We start from the raw sequence: 15,784 nt of genomic DNA, 5'->3' as shown, positions 1-15,784 counted from the left end.
GGGGAGCCGATGAGCACCGGGCAGAGCGGGTCACACGGGGTCGAGGCGCTGTTCGCGAGCGGACGGCTGATCGCGATCCCGCGCCGCGCGGCGCGGCGTCAGCAGCTCCTGGAGCATCTGGCGGACACCCTGTTCGAGCCGGACCGCTCCTACGACGAGCGCGAGGTCAACGACGCGCTGCGCCGCGTGCACGACGACTGTGCGGCCCTGCGCCGCTACCTGGTCGACGACGGCTGGCTGACCCGCAGCCCCGACGGTCGCCACTACCTGCTGACGCCGGTGCCGCAGAGCGCCTGACGGGCCCCGGCAGGCCCGTCAGCTCTTGGTCGCGCCGGCCGTGAGGCCGGCCACCAGGTAGCGCTGGCCGAGCACCGCGGCCAGCACCACCGGCACCGACATCAGGGTGGCGGCGGCCATCAGGCCGCCCCAGTCGGTGCCGGCGTAGGAGATGAAGTTGAACATCGTGACGGGCACGGTCTGGGTGCTCTCGTCGGCGAAGACCAGCGCGAACATGAAGTTGTTCCAGCTGAAGACGAAGGCCAGCAGCGAGGCCGTGGCGGTGCCGGGGGCGGCCAGGGGCAGCGCGATGCGCCAGAAGGCCCCGAACGCGCTGAGGCCGTCGGTCCTGGCGGCCTCCTCCAGCTCCACCGGCAGCCGCTCGAAGAAGCTGATCATGATCCAGAGGATCAGCGGCACCGAGACGAACATGTGGCTGAGGACCAGGACCGTGTAGCTGCCCACCAGGCCGGCCTGGGCGAAAAGGTAGTACCAGGGCACCAGCAGCGAGATGGCCGGCACGATGCGGGCGACGAGGATCAGCGAGCCGGTGCGGTACATCCGGAAGCGGCCCACGGCCCAGGCGGCCGGCACCGCGATGACGGCGGAGAGGGCCGTGGAGATCGCGCCGACGATCAGCGAGTTCATCATGGCGCGCGGGATCTCGCTGTCGCCGAGCACCGCGCGGAAGTTGTCCAGGGTGGGCGAGAAGAACAGGCCCACGCTCGGGTCGGTGACCTGCACGTTGGTCTTGAAGGCGGCGGCGAACATCCAGACCACGGGCAGCGCGAAGACCAGGCAGACGGCGGCGATGGCGACGCCCCGCAGCCAGGCGAGGTTCCGTCGCCGGCGTCGGTGCGCGACGGCGGCGGGGCTGGCGGTGGCGGTCGTCATGCGGACTCCCTCGTGACCCGGCGGCGGAGCAGGACCACGACGCCGATGATGAAGAGCGTGAAGAGTGCGAGGACGGCGGAGGCCAGCCCGTACTCCAGGTAGTCGAAGGTGAGGCCGTAGGCGTAGACGTTGAGGGTCTCGGCCTCGAAGTCGGAGCCGCCGCCGGGGCCCTTGGTGGCGTAGAGCAGGTCGAAGGTCTTCAGCGCGTCGACGGAGCGCAGCACCAGCGCGGTGGCCAGCGTGGTGGAGAGCATCGGCAGCACCACGTGCCGGAAGCGCTGCCAGGGGCCCGCGCCGTCGACCTGGGCGGCCTCCTCGGGCTCCTCGGGCAGCGTGGCGAGGCCGGCGAGCAGCAGCAGGGTCATCATGGGGGTCCACTGCCACACGTCGATCAGCATCAGGGTGGGCAGCGACTGGCTGACCGAGCCGAGGAACTCCTGGGGCGGCAGGCCGACGGACTCCAGCAGGTGGTTGGCGATGCCGTTGGTCGGGTCCAGGATCAGCAGCCACAGGATGCCGATGGCGACCGGCGTGGTGAGCAGCGGGATCAGCAGGATCGTGCGCACCCACCGCATGCCGGTGAACGCCCGGCGCATCAGCATGGCCAGCGCCAGGCCGAGCACGGTCTCCAGCAGCACCGCGCCGATCGTGAAGACGACGGTGCGCTGCACGGCCGGCCAGAAGCGGCGGGTGTCGCCGAGCGCGTCCGTGAAGTTCTGGAAACCGACATAGCCGCGGTCGGCGTTGACGGCGCCGAAGGCGTCGCTGAAGGCCAGGTTGATGGTGAACAGCAGCGGAAAGACGATCATGGCGCCGACGAAGAGCAGGGCGGGCGCCAGCATGGTCCACTTCAGCCGGCGGTTGGCCTGCTCGAAGGTGCGCGGCGGGCGCCGGGCGGCCGGTCCCGGCGGCGTGGCCGGGGCGGCCCGGGTCAGCTCGGTGGTGGCCATCAGATCCCCCGGTGGCGGTTGTCGCGGACGAGGAAGTCGGCGAACTCGGCGTGGGCGTCCCTGGCGGCGGCCGGCACGTCGTCGCCGAGCACGGCGGCGACCAGCGGCTGGCCGACGATGTCGCGGGCGCGGCCGACCTGGAGCACCTCGGGCCGGTCGTGGTCGACGCCGCGCTCCCCGCCGAGCCGCATGGACTCGGCGAGGTCCGGCGGGAAGGCGGCGAGGGTGGCGTCGTCGGCCCAGGCGGACTCGCGGGCGCCGGGGATGCCGGCGGCCTGGATCCTGGCGACCATCTCGGGGCTGGTGGCCCACCGGACGAACTCCCAGGCGTCGTCGCGCAGCAGCGAGAAGGCGTTGATGGACAGGGACCAGGAGGGGATGTTGTAGCCGAGGGCGCCGGCCGGGCCGGCCGGGAAGGGGGCGAAGCCGATGGTGTCCTGGACGGTGGAGATCGTGGGGTCGAGGAAGTTGGTGTAGATCGCGTCGGCGTCGGCGTAGAAGGCGGCCTTGCCCTGGGCGAAGACGGGCATCGCCTGCTCCAGGGTCATGTTGGTGACGCCGGGCGGCCCGGTGCGGCGCAGCAGCGTGCCGTAGTACTCGTAGGCGGCGATGGCCTCGCGGGTGGCGATGGTGGAGCCGCCGTCGCGGGTGAAGTCGCCGCCGAAGGAGTAGAGGAAGCTCGACCACTGGCTGACGGCGCCGTTGCGCTGGCCGCGGCCGACGTACCCGTAGAAGTCGTTGCCCCGGTCGGCCAGCTCCAGCGACATGGCCATCAGCTCGTCCAGGGTGGCGGGCGGCCCGCCGAGGTCGGCGACGAGGTCCCTGCGGTAGTAGAGCGCGGGCCGCTCGGTGACCACGGGCACGCTCACCACCCGGTCGTCGACGGTGCAGCGCTGCCGCGGTGCCGCCTGGAAGTCGGCCCAGTCGAAGTCCGGGTCGCCGGTGACCAGGTCGGTGAGGTCGGCGACCCACTCGTTGTGCGCGAAGAGCAGCAGGTCCTGGAGCGGCCGCAGCATCATCACGTCGATGTCGGTGGCCGACGCGTTGAGCTTGACGTTGTAGCTGTTGCCGAGCTGGTCCGCGGTGAGGATCGACATCACGACCCGGCGGCCGATGCGCTCCTCGATCTCGCCGAAGTGCTCCCTGATCGCCTCGGCCCAGACGTGGTTGTTCGCGGTGATCCGCAGCGGCGCGTCCGGGGACGCGGCGTCGGGGCGCCCGGCGCAGGCGCCGAGCGTCAGCCCGCCGGCGGCCGCCACGGCCAGCCTGCCGAGGGCACGCCGGCTCAGGTGCCGGCTGCTGGTGGACATCGTCGTCCTCGACCTCTCTGCCGTCCGCCGCCCGGGTGACGCCATGTGTCCGGTGCCAGCCGGCGCGGCGGGGATTCCGGCCGGCCCGCGCGGAGACGACTGCCCAGCTCAGGCCGCACCATGCGGACATCTTGTCATGTCACGGAGGTCAGGCTGTATGATTACTTTCCGCGACGGTACGGTGGTCCCGCAGCCGGGCCACGTCGGCCAGCACCCGGTCCCGGATGTGGCAGACGAGCCTGGCGAGGTCCGCGCAGTAGACCGACGGGTTGAGGAAGCCGGCGCCGGCCCGGTAGCGGGTGCTGTACTCGCCCGCCCCGCAGATGTCCCGGACGGCGCAGCCGGCGCAGGTCGGCGAGAGGCCGGCCACGCCGCGCTGCCGGGCGACCACGCCGGGCAGCAGCCGCGCCTCGTCGAAGGAGTTGCGGAACACGTCGAGGCCGGTGTGCGGGGCGCCCTCGTAGGCGGACTTGAGCGCGTCGCCGAGCTCGATGCTCCCGTCGCTCTCGATCACCAGCAGCTGGAACGGCAGCAGCCCGACCGCCTCGCTGCGGCTCCGGCCGCCGAGGCTCATGGCCATGATGTTCTCGAAGAGCCGGACCCCGGCCGGCACCGGGACGGTGCCGTACCAGCGGTCGAAGATCGGGATCAGCCAGTCCGCGTAGGCGGTGCCGCCCTCCCCCGCCGTCCAACCGGGCGGCGGGGAGGACCAGTTGCCGAGCGGCAGCAGGAAGTCGACGGCCGGCGCGCCGGTGGCGAGCAGCGCCTCGTAGGTGGTGAGCGGGTCGTTGTCCAGGTCGACGGTGCACAGCACCATCTCGAAGAGGTGCCGGTAGGCGGGTCGGTTCAACGCCTCGACGCCGCGCATCACCAGGTCGTGGCTGCCGCGCCCGTTCGCGTACCTGCGGTGGCGGTCCTGGGCCTCCCGGTCGCCGTCGAGGCTGACGGTGACGCCGATCTCGTGCTCGCGCAGCGTCTCCAGCGTCCGGTCGTCGTCGAGGAGGATGCCGTTGGTGGTGGTGACCAGCTTCAGCGGGAGACCGGGTGGCATGGCGGCCCGGAAGGCGCGGGCGGCGTAGGCGAACTGGTCGGCGCCGGCCAGCAGGGCCTCGCCGCCGTGCATCCGGACGGAGGCGCCGCCGACCTCGGTGGCGTGGGCGCGCAGGTGCTCCCCGATCCGGTGGGCGACCTGGTCGATGGTCCGCCGGGACATGGCGACCGGCTTGTCGCGCCAGCTCTGGTCGGCCATCTCGTACATGTAGCAGTAGTCGCAGGCCAGGTTGCACCGGCCGTGGAACTTGAGGGCGAACTCCACGAAGGGCAGAGGGTGCCAGGAGGGATCCGCGAGCGCCTGCTCCGTCACGTCCGGGGTGGGCCACTCGCCGGCCCGTTCGTTCACCCGAACGACCGGCAGCGGGGTCCTCGCTCGTGTCTCCTCCATGCCTGCCACCTCTGCCCCTCGTGTCGTCGTGCCCGCCTCAGCGGTTCGTCATCCGTCGATCAGCGGTCGGTCGGCGGTATCGGTCAACGGTTGAAGGTGCCGAGCGTGCCGGCGGTGTCGTCCTCGGTGGCCACCCGGCCGAGGACGGCGCCGAGCGCGCTGTCCTGCTGGGCGACCGTGGCGGCCTCGGCCACCTCGGCGGTGGTCGGCTCGGCGGCGCTGGCGGCGCCGGCCGTGCCGACGGTGACGGCCGAGGCCGCGGCGACCGCGGCGGCCGCCAGGGCGACCTTGCGCACGAGGTCCGCTTCGCGTTCGGGCATGGGGGTTCCTTCCACTCGATGGTGCGCGGACGGGCCCGGCGGGCCCCCGTACCGGCCGTCGCACGGGGTTCGCTTCGCCGAACTGCCGCGCAGCGTACAGAAGTTCGATCAAAGGTGACAGGGCGATGTCGTAACCGGCGGGTGTCGGGGGCGGGGCGCCGAGTGGGGCGAGTACGCGCCATCGCCGGCGATTCCCATTGACGCCGGGTCAGGGCGGGGGTCATGATCGGCGCCAGCGATCGGTACGCGGGGGCGGGGAACCATCGTCTATTCGGGCCCGGTCGCCCGTGGGCCCTGTGAGAGGATCCCGGCTCGTGCGTCTTCCCAAGGCACCGGACTTCCGTCGCCCGCCCGTCCCGCGCTCCCGGATCCTGCTCGGTGCCTCGCTGGCCGGGGTGCTCACCCTCGGCACCGGGGCGATCGTGGTGACCATCGGCGCCGTCGGCCCCGGCGAACAGGACGCTCCCGGGGCCTCGCCGCTGGCCGACTCCTCCCCGCTGGCCCCCGCCCCCGACGAGTCGATGAACGCGCCGGCCCCCGACGAGGACATGGTGCCGCCCTCCCCCGATCCCTCGGACGCGGGCGAATCGGAGGACGGCGAGGATCAGCGGGACGAGGCCGACCCGGACTCCGGCTCGGGCGGCGGCGACGAGCGTCGGGGACCGGTCTCCGGCGAGTTCTTCGCCGACCCGAACGCCCAGGTCAGGCAGTGGATCGCCGACAACGAGGACGACGGCAGACGGCAACTGATCGCCGAGCGGATCGCGAGCCGGCCGCAGGGCGTCTGGGTCACGGACGCCGAGTCGGCCACCACCAAGGTCCGCGACACCACGGCCGCCGCCGAGGCCGCGGGCGAGGTGCCCGTCCTGGTCAGCTACCTCCTGCCGGGCCGGGACTGCGGCGGCGCCTCCTCGGGCGGCGCCCCCGACCTCGAAAGCTACGACGCCTGGATGGCGGACTTCGCCGCGGGCCTCGGCGGCGGCCCGGTGGTCGTCATCCTCGAACCCGACTCCATCGCGCTCTCCGACTGCCTCTCCGAGGCCCAGCGCGACGCCCGCTTCGCGGCGCTCGACCGCGCCGCCGAAACGATCCACCAGGCCAATCCGCAGGCCAGGGTCTACTTCGACGGCGGCCACTCCAACTGGCACTCCCCCGCCGACATGGCCTCCTGGCTCGCCGCCGCCGGGGTGCTGGAGAACGGCGACGGCATAGCCACGAACATAGCCAACTTCCGTACCACCGGCCTCGAGGTCGACTACGCGAAGGCGGTGCTCGCCGAGCTCGGCGACCCGGGCCTCGGCGCGGTCATCGACACCAGCCGCAACGGCAACGGTCCGCTCGGCGACGAGTGGTGCGACCCGGGCGGCCGGCGCGTCGGACAGGCCCCGACCACGGAAACGGGCGACTCGGCCATAGACGCGTATCTGTGGATCAAGCCCCCCGGTGAGGCGGACGGCTGCGCCGCGACGGCCGGCACCTTCTCACCCGATCTCGCCTTCGAACTGGCCGGCGGCAGCTGACGGTCCCTCTTTCCAAGCCCGAAAGTTCCCGGAGTCTACGCCCGTTGACCCAGGTCAGAACGGTGACCACCGGTATGGACCACAGAGAGATATCGAACCCCCTTTACCTGTCCGGGGTTTGTGTGCGTCACTGATGACGCGCTCACGCCAACACAGGGAGTGCACACCCCCCACGAACCCCCACACAGAACGCTCAACGGCGCCGCCGACCAGCCCTTGTCCACCGGGCGGACCGTTTCTCCACGCTGTGGCACATGCCCCCACACATCTCATGACGTGCCAGGAGGTAGGCAACAATGAAGTCCCGCAGTTCCCGGTCCCGCAGACCCCGTCTGGGGCGGCTGACCCTCGGCGGTGTGCTCGCCGCCACCCTCGCCCTGCTGATCGCGCCGACCGGCACCGCCGCCGCGGCCGACGAGCCGGTCGGCGAGCCCAGCACCCTGGAGGTCGGCGAACTCCGCCCCGGCCAGGCGTTCATGGGCGCCGGCGAGCTCGCACACGAGGGCGGCGCCATCGCCGAGGACTCGCAGATCATCACCCCGCTCGCCCCCACCGACGGCGTCCAGGGCATCGACGTCTCCCGGTGGCAGGGCTCCATCAACTGGACCTCGGTGCGCAACGCCGGCATCCAGTTCGCCTGGATGAAGGCCACCGAGGGCACCACCTACCGGGACCCGAACTTCAACACCAACTACCCCAACGCCTACTACGCGGGGGTGATCCGCGGCGCCTACCACTTCGCGCTGCCGAACTCCTCCAGCGGGGCCACCCAGGCGAACTTCTTCGCCTCCAACGGCGGCGCCTGGTCCGCCGACAACCTGACCCTGCCGGGCGTCCTGGACATCGAGTCCAACCCCTACGGCTCCCAGTGCTACGGCCTGTCCACCTCCCAGATGCGGAGCTGGATCCAGGACTTCTACAACACCTACAAGTCGCGCACCGGCCGTGACATCGTGATCTACACCTCCCCCAGCTGGTGGAACACCTGCACCGGCAGCTGGAGCGGCATGGCCAGCCAGAGCCCCCTGTGGGTCGCCCACTGGACCACGGCCAACAGCCCGACCCTGCCGGGCGGCTTCTCCGTCCACACCGTCTGGCAGTACACCAGCACCGGCTCCGTGAGCGGCATCTCGGGCAACGTCGACCGCAACCAGTTCAACGGTTCGCGTGACCGGCTGCTCGCCCTGGCGAACAACACCGCGTAACCCTCACCGAAGAGGGGCCGGCCACCACCGGCCCCTCTTCCGTTTCCCCACGTCCCCGCTCGAAGGAGTCATCGTGTCCGGTGCCGCCCACCCCACCCGGCGTCGCGTCCTCCTCGCCGGCACGGCCGGCCTCGTCGCCGGCGCCGCGACCGCCTCCATGGCCGGCGCGGCCCACGCCGCCACCCCCACCGCCGCCCGCGCGGCGGCCGTCGAACCCGACATCGACAGCTGCGCCACCTGGGGCGCGCGCCCGGCCCGCGGCAGCATCACCGTGCTGACCAACCGGCCGACCAGGATCATCGTGCACCACACGGTCAGCGACAACACGAACGACTTCTCCCGCGCCCAGGCCCACGAGCACGCCCACTGGGTGCAGGACCTCCACATGGACGACAACGGCTGGGTCGACACCGGCTACCACTTCCTGGTCAGCCGCGGCGGCTGGATCACCGAGGGCCGCCACGAGAGCCTGCGCACCCTCACGGCCGGCAGCGGCCTGGTCCTCGGCGCCCACACCTCGGGCCAGAACTACAACGCCATCGGCATCGCCAACGAGGGCGCCTACCACGACGGCGCGACACCGCCGGCGGCCCAGTGGGAGGTCCTGGTGACGCTGTGCGCCTACGTCTGCCAGCAGTACGGCATCGCGCCGACGCAGCTCTACGGCCACATGGACTTCAACTCGACCCAGTGCCCGGGGATCTTCCACGACATGCTGCCGCAGCTGCGCAGCGAGGTCGCCGACGCGCTGAGCTAACGAAGCGGAGGCGCTCCGCTAACGAAGCGGACGCGCTCCGCTAACGAAGCCGCTCCAGGAAAGCGGCCCACTGCCGGCACTCGAACCGCAACCGAGGCCCTGCGGGCCGCTTGGAGTCACGTACGTGCACGCGGGTGGGAACGGAGGCCACCTCGACACAGTCACCGCCGTCGGATCCGCTGTAGCTGCTCTTGAACCAGTGATGCGCCGATGGGGGCGCAGCAGCCACCTCGACACAGTCGCCGCCGTCCGGCCCGCTGTAGCTGCTCTTGAACCAGTGAAGGCGTTCAGTGGTCATAGCTCTCCTGCCACGCGCTCGATCAGGCTGGCGGACTCCTCGGAATTGAGGGCCTGTGTGCGCAGCATTCCATACTGGAGCCAGAGTGCACTGACCTCATCGGGCGCGGACCTCACGTTCATCACGCCGTGCGCTCCAATCGCCGCGAACTTCCGGCGGTCCTTGGTCTCAAGGAGCATGAACTGCCCACTCAGCCCGCTGTGAGCGGCCCGCCGCGAGGGCATCACCTGGATCTCGACGTTCCTCAATCTCCCCTGTTCCAGGAGTTTTTCAAGCTGCGCCCGCATCACCTCGGGGCCGCCTACCTGCCGGTACAGAGCGGCCTCCTCCAGAATGAACACGAACACCATGAGTGGGTTCTTCCGCGTCAGCAAGGACTGTCGGGCGAGGCGACCGGTGACCCGGTCATCCACGACTTCGTCGTCGAGCGGCGGAAAGTAGGCGTTGAGCAGGGTCCTGGCGTAGTCCTCGGTCTGGAGCAGGCCCGGCACCAGCAGCGGGTCGTACGAGAAGCGGCTCAACGCGTCCGCTTCCATCGCCGCGAAGTTCTGGAAGAACCTGGGGAGTCGGGCCAGGTCCACGTCGTCCTGGAGTGCCTTCAGGACTCCGCCGGCCTTCAGTACCCGTTCCGCCGCGTCCGTGAAGGACTCCTTCGCCGGCCGGCGGCCCTGCTCGATGGATGCCACCTGCTCCAGCGAGTACCCGACCTTCTCCGCCAGTTGCTGCTGGTTCAGCCTCGCCCGCTCGCGGAAGAGCTTCGTCAGCTTTCCGTACCCGACCCAGATGGCCGGGCGCTCGTCGTCGGCGTTCCGTGTCTTCGGGCGGTGGTTGTTCGCCATGCACATCAGTCCCCGGTGTCTCGACGTACGCTGGCATATCAACGCCACCCGCACGAACGCGGTCACGGGCGCCAACCCGTACAGAACCACCCGCAACCCGTACACGCGGAACCGCGCCCGACCAGCGACCTGGCGGGGCCTTCCCGCGCGACAGAACGATCGCGCCATGAGTTCAGCGTTCAGGGTCCAGCTCAGTTCCTCCCGTCGCGGCGCGCACCTCGCACGGCAGTTGGCCGTCGGGCGGCTCGCCCGCCACGGCATCGCGCGCACGACGCCGACGTCGTTCGCCATCGGTGCGATCACCGCCGAGCTCGCCGCGAACGCGGTCACGCACGGCCGGCTGCCCGGGCGGGACTTCGTGCTCACGCTGGCGCTCTCCTCCACGACGGTCCGGGTCGAGGTGCTGGACGGCAGACCTGACCTGCTGCCGCCGACGACCGCCAACGCCCCGTCCTCCGACGCGCTCGGCGGACGCGGGCTGCTGGTCGTCGACGCGTTCGCGGACCGCTGGGGGTGCGTGGTGCGGGGCACCGACGCCAAGTACGTCTGGGCTGAGGTCAACTTGTGACGTGACCCAGTCCCACACTGCGCTCGCCCGCGAGATTCTCGCGCCGCTCGGCGGCATCATCGAACTCGACCGTCTGCTGGGCCTGGTCCAGGAGATCGGCGGCGTCGGCGACGACCCGACCCCATTCGGACCTCGCCCATCCCACCGAGGGGATCACCGAGGCGCTGCGTGTGGGCTGCGCGCTGCTCGACGACATCGCGACACGGGTGGTCGTGTTCCGCACCTGGCGCGTGGCCCGCCTGGCCGGCGTCCTTCGACCGGGCTCGGAGGTGCTGGACTGCGTCAGGGCGCTGTGGCGCGAGTACGCGCACCGGTTGGAGGCACTGTTTCTGAGCTCACGTCGTTTGTGACAGACCTGCCATGGAATCGCAGCGTGTCACTGCCTAACGTGGCCTGATCGCAAGTGTGATCAGCGCAGTGCACGGGGGTGTTTGGGGATGGGGCGGTCCTCTGACTGGAGTCCGGTCGACATGGACTCGGACCCGACGCCGGGGAATCCGGACGAGGTCCGCACGCTGGCCGACCAGTTGCAGACCTTCGCGGACGATGTCGGCGAGGCGCTGGGCCGGATCCGTGGGATGGCGGAGGACCGGGCGGTGATGGACTGGGCCGGTCTGTCGGCGGAGGCGTTCCGCGCCGAGTTCGACGGCGTGCCGGGGAACCTGCAGAAGCTCCAAACCTCGTACGACATGGCGGCGCAGGCGTTGCAGACGTACTGGCCGAAGCTGGAGACCGCGCAGGGCATGGCGGACCGGGCGTTGGACCGGGCGATCGCCGCTCAGGCCGATCTCTCCTCGGCGCAGGCGGCGTTGTCGGACGCGCAGGACTGGGTGTCGCGGGCCGGTGACGAGGCCGAGCGACTGGAGCGCGAGGGCGAACGCGAGAACGTCGAGCCGCCCTCCGAGGCGGAGGTGCGGGCGGCCACCCGCGACGCGAACGCCGCCCAGAGCGCGGCCACCTCCGCCCAGTCCCGTGTCGACTCCGCCGAAGAGGCCCTGTCCGCTGCGCGTCAACTCGCCCTGGACGCCAAGGAGATGCGGGAGGACGCCGCCCGTACCTGCGCCGACGGGATCGACGCGGCCTCCGACGCCGGTATCCAGAACCGGCGTTGGTGGGAGGACGCCATCCACTGGGTGTCCGAGAACTGGGACACCATCGTCGAGATCTGCAAGGTCGTCGTCGCCGTCCTCGGCATCGTCGTCATGATCATCGGCGGACCGCTGGCCTGGGTCGTCCTTGCCGCCGCCCTGGTGGTGTTGGCCGACACCCTCTACGACTACGCCAACGGCCGTGCCTCGTTGTGGGACGTGGCGTTCGCGGCGCTTGACTGCATCCCCGGCATGAAGGGGTTGACCACCCTCGGCGGCCTCGCCGCGGGCGCCCGCGCCCTGGCGCGTGGCGGGCTGCGCGGCATGGCCGCTGGCGTCCGCGGTCTGGCAACGCGTGGCCGCACGATGATCGCGGACGGCATGCAGTCCGCGTACTCGCGCGCCCGCAGTGTGATCCGCAGCGGCGGAACCGACCCGGTCGACCTGGCCACCGGCCACATGTTCCTGCCCCAGACCGACGTCACCCTGCCCGGCACGCTGCCGTTCGCCTTCACCCGCCGCGTCCAGTCCGGCTACTACGCCGGCCGCTGGTTCGGCCCGTCCTGGTCCTCCACCCTCGACCAGCGCCTCGAAGTCGACGAACACGGTGTGGTGTTCCTCGCCGAGGACGGCATGATCCTCGCCTACCCCCACCCCAAGCAGCCGGGCTTCGCCGTGCTGCCCGAGACCGGCCCCCGCTGGCCCCTCACCCGGCAGGAAGACGGCGGGTACACCCTCACCGACCCGCTCACCGGCCACACCCGGCACTTCCGCCGCCCCGACGAGGACGGCGACTGCCGGATCCTGGGGATATCGGACCGCAACGGCAACCGCGTCGACATCGACTACGACCCCCACGGCGCGCCCACCGCCATCCGGCACTCCGGCGGCTACCACCTCACCCTCACCACCGAACACGGCCGCGTCACCGCGCTCGCCCTCGGCGACACCCTCATCCGCCGCTACGCCTACACCGACGGCAACCTCACCGCCGTCCTCAACCCCGCCGGCCAGCCGCTCCAGTTCACCTACGACCACCGCCTACGCGTCACCTCCTGGACCGACACCAACAACCGCCGCTACGCCTACACCTACGACGACCGCGACCGCTGCGTCGCCGAAGGCGGCGAGGCGGGGCACATCGCGCTCACCATCGCCTACGACGGCACCCACCCCGACTGGCCGGACGCCCGCGTCACCACCCTCACCACATCGCAGGGAGCGGTCAGTCGGTTCGTCATCGACGACCAGTTCCGGGTCGTGGCCGAGGTGGATCCGGCAGGGGGCGTCACCCGCGTCGAGTACGGGACGGGGCAGCAGCCGGTGTCCCGGACCGATCCACTCGGCAACACCGTTCGCTTCGAGCACGACCAGGTCGGACGGCCCCTCAGCATCGTCTACCCGGACGGCGGCACCACCCGCTACGGCTACGACGAGGCGGGCAACCCCGTGGCGGCCACCCTGCCGGACGGCAGCACCTGGCGTCGGGCATACGACGGCCACGGCAACTGCACGGCGGTCACGGACGCCGCCGGAGCCACCACCCGTTACACCTACGACGGCGCCGGCCGTCTCAGTGCCATCACCAACGCCGTCGGGGACACCACCCGGGTGGTGTGCGATGCCGCCGGACTTCCCCTGGAGATCACCGACCCGCTCGGCAACCGCACGCTACGCAGGCGCGACGCGTTCGGTCGGGTCGAGGCGTACGTCGATCCGTTGGGCGCCCAGACCCGGGTGTGGTGGACGGTCGACGGCCGACCCGCCCGTCGGGTCGGCCCGGACGGGGGCGAGGAGAGGTGGGAGTACGACGGCGAGGGCAACTGCGTCTCGTACACCGACGCCAACGGGAGCACCACGCGATACGAGTACGGCCACTTCGACGTGTGCACGGCACGGACCGGGCCGGACGGCGTGCGCTATGAGTTTGAGCACGACGCCTTCCTCCGGCTGACCCGGGTCGTCCACCCGCGCGGCCTGGCATGGGAGTACAGCTACGACGCGGCAGGCCGGCTGACCGGCGAGAAGGACTTCGACGGCCGCCGTGTCAGTTACCGGCACGACGCCGCTGGCCGACTGACGGCGAGGACCAACCCGGCCGGCCAGACGGTCGCGTTCGAACACGACGCCCTGGGACGCCTGATCGGCAAGGTGGTGGACGGCAGCCGCTCCGCCTTCGAGTACGACGCGGCCGGCCGGATGCGGCGGGCCACGGGACCGGACTGCGAGATCGTCTGGGAACGCGACCCGGTGGGGCGGATCCTCAGTGAGACGGTCGACGGGGCTGTCACACGCTTCGACTACGACCAGGCCGGGCGGCGCGTGAGCCGGACGACGCCCACCGGGGCTCGGGCCGAGTACGGCTACGACGGGGTGGGGCGGCCGGTCGAGCTGACGACCTCGGGGCACCGCATCGCGTTCGGCTACGACGCCGCCGGGCGCGAGGTGGAGCGGCTGATCGGCGACTCGCTCACCCTCGTCCACGGCTGGGACCCGACCGGACGCCTCCTGGAGCAGACGGTCACCGCGGGCGACGACATGGTGCAGCGCCGCTCCTACACCTACCGTCCCGACGGGATCCCGACCGGCGCCGAGGACCGCCTGCGCGGCGCGAGCCGCTTCGTCCTCGACCAGGTCGGTCGGGTGACCGGCGTCGAAGCCCAGGACTGGCAGGAGACGTACGCCTACGACGCCGCCGGCAACCAGACCAGGGCCGTCTGGCCCGAGCACCACGCCGGAGTGGAGGGCCAGGGAGACCGCGTCTACCGGGGTACCCAGGTGACCCGGGCCGGCGCCATGCGCTACGAGCACGACAGGGCGGGGCGTGTCATGACGCGCCGCAAGGCCCGGCTCTCGCGCAAGCCCGACGTTTGGCACTACCGGTGGGACGCCGAGGACCGACTGACCTCGGCGACCACCCCGGACGGCACCGTCTGGCGCTACCTGTACGACCCGCTCGGCCGCAGGATCGCCAAGCGGCGACTCGGTGCGGACGGCTCGGTGGTGGAGGAGACCAGGTTCACGTGGGACGGCTCGCGCCTGGCCGAGCAGACCACGACGGGGGACGCCATGCCGCACCCCGTGGTCCTCACCTGGGACCACGACGGGGTGGTTCCGGTGGCACAGACCGAGCGGCTGCTCAACGCGGCCTCCCAGGAGGAGGTCGACGCCAGGTTCTTCGCCATCGTCACCGACCTGGTGGGCAGCCCGGCGGAACTCGTCGACGAGACGGGCGCCGTCGCCTGGCGCGCACGCAGCACCCTGTGGGGCGTGACCGCCTGGCCGAGTGACAGCGCCGCCTACACGCCGCTGCGGTTCCCCGGGCAGTACCACGACACCGAGACCGGCCTCCACTACAACCACCACCGGTACTACGACCCCGAGACGGCGCGCTATCTCTCGCAGGACCCGTTGGGCCTCGCACCGTCGCCGAACCCGCTCGCCTACGTGGTCAACCCGCACGTGCTGGCCGACCCGCTGGGCCTCGCGCCCTACCAGCGGTACCGGAGGGACAACCGTGCGCCCGACCAGATCTTCGACAACGGCTTGGCGCCTCTGGGCGACAACATGAATCTGGAGGAGCACGTCGCGGGTGTCACCGGCCAGTACGGGATCCCGGAGTCCGGGTTCGTGGCCACCACGGAGTCCATGACCCATGCGATGGACCGGCAGCGGAGGAGCGGCGGTTACGTCTACGACATCCGTGCGCGAGACGGTGGCCGCGACGTGAACGCCGAGATTCCCGACAACTCGAGCTTCGACGAGTTCGAGCACGCGTACCCTCGTTCGATCGATCCCTCCGAGATCGCGGGTGCGTGGGACACTTCGGGGAACTACACGGCCAATCCGAATTTCACAGGGGCGAGATGACAGAGCAGGTCCTTCTCGAAGCGGTGGGCGAAGACGGACGCACGGAGACCGTGCGGATCGACTTCTCCGAGACGCCGCCCTACGTGCTGCGTGTGCGGCGCGGGGCGGGGGATACCTCTGCCACCTATGAGGCGAATGACCTCTTCGCCGCCCTCATCAACCTGCGGCTCGCGCTGGAGGCCGAAGGACTGCTCCTCTGCTGCCAAGGGGCCAGGGTTGATGTGACGTCCTCGGGCATGGAGAAGCAGGCGGGTGGCCGGCATGTCTTCCCGTTCACGCTCGAGCCCCGCCAGGTGCACCATGAGCGGAGCGTCGACATCTTCGCTCCGGCCGCCCCCGACGAGGTGGTCACGGTGGAGGAGCAACGGAAGGCGATCTTCGCCCTTCACGGTCTGCGGGACACCAGGGGGAAGCCGTCCTGAGGTCCGGCTCCCCCGGACCGCGGCCC

The 15,784-nt window shown here is 71.1% G+C and carries 15 protein-coding genes; 7 read left to right on the top strand and 8 right to left on the bottom strand.

All coding sequences use genetic code 11. The annotated features are described in order from the left end of the window. Positions 1–9: 9 nt before the first annotated feature. Entirely contained in the window at positions 10–297 is a 288-nt protein-coding gene (locus RNC47_RS04915) for a DUF2087 domain-containing protein (protein ID WP_311595809.1), read from the top strand. Between the two features lie 18 nt (positions 298–315). Here RNC47_RS04915 and RNC47_RS04910 read toward each other — a convergent pair whose 3' ends face one another. The 5 genes from RNC47_RS04910 to RNC47_RS04890 all read right to left on the bottom strand — a co-directional run bounded on the left by RNC47_RS04910 (position 316) and on the right by RNC47_RS04890 (position 5,191). Continuing rightward, positions 316–1,170 carry a carbohydrate ABC transporter permease gene (locus RNC47_RS04910; protein WP_311595807.1) on the bottom strand — a complete coding sequence of 285 codons (855 nt, stop codon included), beginning with the start codon at positions 1,168–1,170 and terminating at the stop codon, positions 316–318. Then, positions 1,167–2,120, bottom strand: coding sequence for a carbohydrate ABC transporter permease (locus tag RNC47_RS04905; RefSeq protein ID WP_311595806.1), 954 nt, complete (start codon positions 2,118–2,120; stop codon positions 1,167–1,169). The genes RNC47_RS04910 and RNC47_RS04905 overlap by 4 nt, the downstream gene beginning before the upstream one ends. Further along, entirely contained in the window at positions 2,120–3,430 is a 1,311-nt protein-coding gene (locus tag RNC47_RS04900; RefSeq protein ID WP_311595804.1) for an ABC transporter substrate-binding protein, read from the bottom strand. Before RNC47_RS04900 ends, RNC47_RS04905 begins: the two co-directional genes overlap by 1 nt. Before the next feature lie 148 nt (positions 3,431–3,578). Further along, positions 3,579–4,871 (bottom strand): FxsB family cyclophane-forming radical SAM/SPASM peptide maturase, encoded by a 1,293-nt coding sequence (locus tag RNC47_RS04895; RefSeq protein WP_311595803.1) that lies wholly within the window; start codon positions 4,869–4,871, stop codon positions 3,579–3,581. 83 nt (positions 4,872–4,954) lie between these two features. Then, complete coding sequence (locus RNC47_RS04890) at positions 4,955–5,191, bottom strand: hypothetical protein (RefSeq protein WP_311595801.1); 237 nt, start codon at positions 5,189–5,191, stop codon at positions 4,955–4,957. Positions 5,192–5,505: 314 nt separating this feature from the next. On the opposite strand from RNC47_RS04890, the gene RNC47_RS04885 reads away from it, so the two are divergent. The 3 genes from RNC47_RS04885 (at position 5,506) to RNC47_RS04875 (ending at position 8,673) form a co-directional block, all read left to right on the top strand. Continuing rightward, entirely contained in the window at positions 5,506–6,711 is a 1,206-nt protein-coding gene (locus RNC47_RS04885; protein WP_311595799.1) for a glycoside hydrolase family 6 protein, read from the top strand. 296 nt (positions 6,712–7,007) lie between these two features. Beyond that, positions 7,008–7,916: a lysozyme gene (locus tag RNC47_RS04880; RefSeq protein WP_311595797.1), complete on the top strand. Its 909-nt coding sequence runs from the start codon at positions 7,008–7,010 to the stop codon at positions 7,914–7,916. A 70-nt stretch (positions 7,917–7,986) separates the two neighbouring features. Beyond that, positions 7,987–8,673, top strand: a complete 687-nt coding sequence (locus tag RNC47_RS04875) for a peptidoglycan recognition protein family protein (RefSeq protein WP_311596094.1) — start codon at positions 7,987–7,989, stop codon at positions 8,671–8,673. A gap of 40 nt (positions 8,674–8,713) precedes the next feature. On the opposite strand, the gene RNC47_RS04870 is transcribed toward RNC47_RS04875, so the two are convergent. After that, positions 8,714–8,971 (bottom strand): DUF397 domain-containing protein, encoded by a 258-nt coding sequence (locus tag RNC47_RS04870; protein ID WP_311595796.1) that lies wholly within the window; start codon positions 8,969–8,971, stop codon positions 8,714–8,716. Beyond that, positions 8,968–9,810 (bottom strand): helix-turn-helix domain-containing protein, encoded by an 843-nt coding sequence (locus RNC47_RS04865; protein WP_311595795.1) that lies wholly within the window; start codon positions 9,808–9,810, stop codon positions 8,968–8,970. Before RNC47_RS04865 ends, RNC47_RS04870 begins: the two co-directional genes overlap by 4 nt. A 166-nt stretch (positions 9,811–9,976) precedes the next feature. On the opposite strand from RNC47_RS04865, the gene RNC47_RS04860 reads away from it, so the two are divergent. Beyond that, positions 9,977–10,378, top strand: a complete 402-nt coding sequence (locus RNC47_RS04860) for an ATP-binding protein (RefSeq protein WP_311595794.1) — start codon at positions 9,977–9,979, stop codon at positions 10,376–10,378. Here RNC47_RS04860 and RNC47_RS04855 read toward each other — a convergent pair. Then, entirely contained in the window at positions 10,368–10,574 is a 207-nt protein-coding gene (locus tag RNC47_RS04855; RefSeq protein ID WP_311595793.1) for a hypothetical protein, read from the bottom strand. The genes RNC47_RS04860 and RNC47_RS04855 overlap by 11 nt on opposite strands. 274 nt (positions 10,575–10,848) lie before the next feature. Between RNC47_RS04855 and RNC47_RS04850 the strand changes: the two genes are divergently transcribed. Next, positions 10,849–15,336 carry a DUF6531 domain-containing protein gene (locus RNC47_RS04850; RefSeq protein ID WP_311595791.1) on the top strand — a complete coding sequence of 1,496 codons (4,488 nt, stop codon included), beginning with the start codon at positions 10,849–10,851 and terminating at the stop codon, positions 15,334–15,336. Next, positions 15,333–15,758, top strand: coding sequence for a hypothetical protein (locus tag RNC47_RS04845; RefSeq protein WP_311595789.1), 426 nt, complete (start codon positions 15,333–15,335; stop codon positions 15,756–15,758). Before RNC47_RS04850 ends, RNC47_RS04845 begins: the two co-directional genes overlap by 4 nt. Positions 15,759–15,784 lie beyond the last annotated feature (26 nt).

It is taken from the genome of Streptomyces millisiae (assembly GCF_031845425.1).
GTDB classification, from domain to species: Bacteria; Actinomycetota; Actinomycetes; order Streptomycetales; family Streptomycetaceae; genus Streptomyces; species Streptomyces millisiae.
Note: the sequence above shows the minus strand (reverse complement) of the source record. Positions and strands in the feature narration are given on the sequence as shown.

Coding starts and splice junctions, on each gene's coding strand:
- RNC47_RS04915 (WP_311595809.1), top strand. CDS start 10: ATGAGCACCGGGCAGAGCGGGTCACACGGGGTCGAGGCGCTGTTCGCG.
- RNC47_RS04910 (WP_311595807.1), bottom strand. CDS start 1,170: ATGACGACCGCCACCGCCAGCCCCGCCGCCGTCGCGCACCGACGCCGG.
- RNC47_RS04905 (WP_311595806.1), bottom strand. CDS start 2,120: ATGGCCACCACCGAGCTGACCCGGGCCGCCCCGGCCACGCCGCCGGGA.
- RNC47_RS04900 (WP_311595804.1), bottom strand. CDS start 3,430: ATGTCCACCAGCAGCCGGCACCTGAGCCGGCGTGCCCTCGGCAGGCTG.
- RNC47_RS04895 (WP_311595803.1), bottom strand. CDS start 4,871: ATGGAGGAGACACGAGCGAGGACCCCGCTGCCGGTCGTTCGGGTGAAC.
- RNC47_RS04890 (WP_311595801.1), bottom strand. CDS start 5,191: ATGCCCGAACGCGAAGCGGACCTCGTGCGCAAGGTCGCCCTGGCGGCC.
- RNC47_RS04880 (WP_311595797.1), top strand. CDS start 7,008: ATGAAGTCCCGCAGTTCCCGGTCCCGCAGACCCCGTCTGGGGCGGCTG.
- RNC47_RS04870 (WP_311595796.1), bottom strand. CDS start 8,971: ATGACCACTGAACGCCTTCACTGGTTCAAGAGCAGCTACAGCGGGCCG.
- RNC47_RS04865 (WP_311595795.1), bottom strand. CDS start 9,810: ATGGCGAACAACCACCGCCCGAAGACACGGAACGCCGACGACGAGCGC.
- RNC47_RS04860 (WP_311595794.1), top strand. CDS start 9,977: ATGAGTTCAGCGTTCAGGGTCCAGCTCAGTTCCTCCCGTCGCGGCGCG.
- RNC47_RS04855 (WP_311595793.1), bottom strand. CDS start 10,574: ATGTCGTCGAGCAGCGCGCAGCCCACACGCAGCGCCTCGGTGATCCCC.
- RNC47_RS04850 (WP_311595791.1), top strand. CDS start 10,849: ATGGACTCGGACCCGACGCCGGGGAATCCGGACGAGGTCCGCACGCTG.
- RNC47_RS04845 (WP_311595789.1), top strand. CDS start 15,333: ATGACAGAGCAGGTCCTTCTCGAAGCGGTGGGCGAAGACGGACGCACG.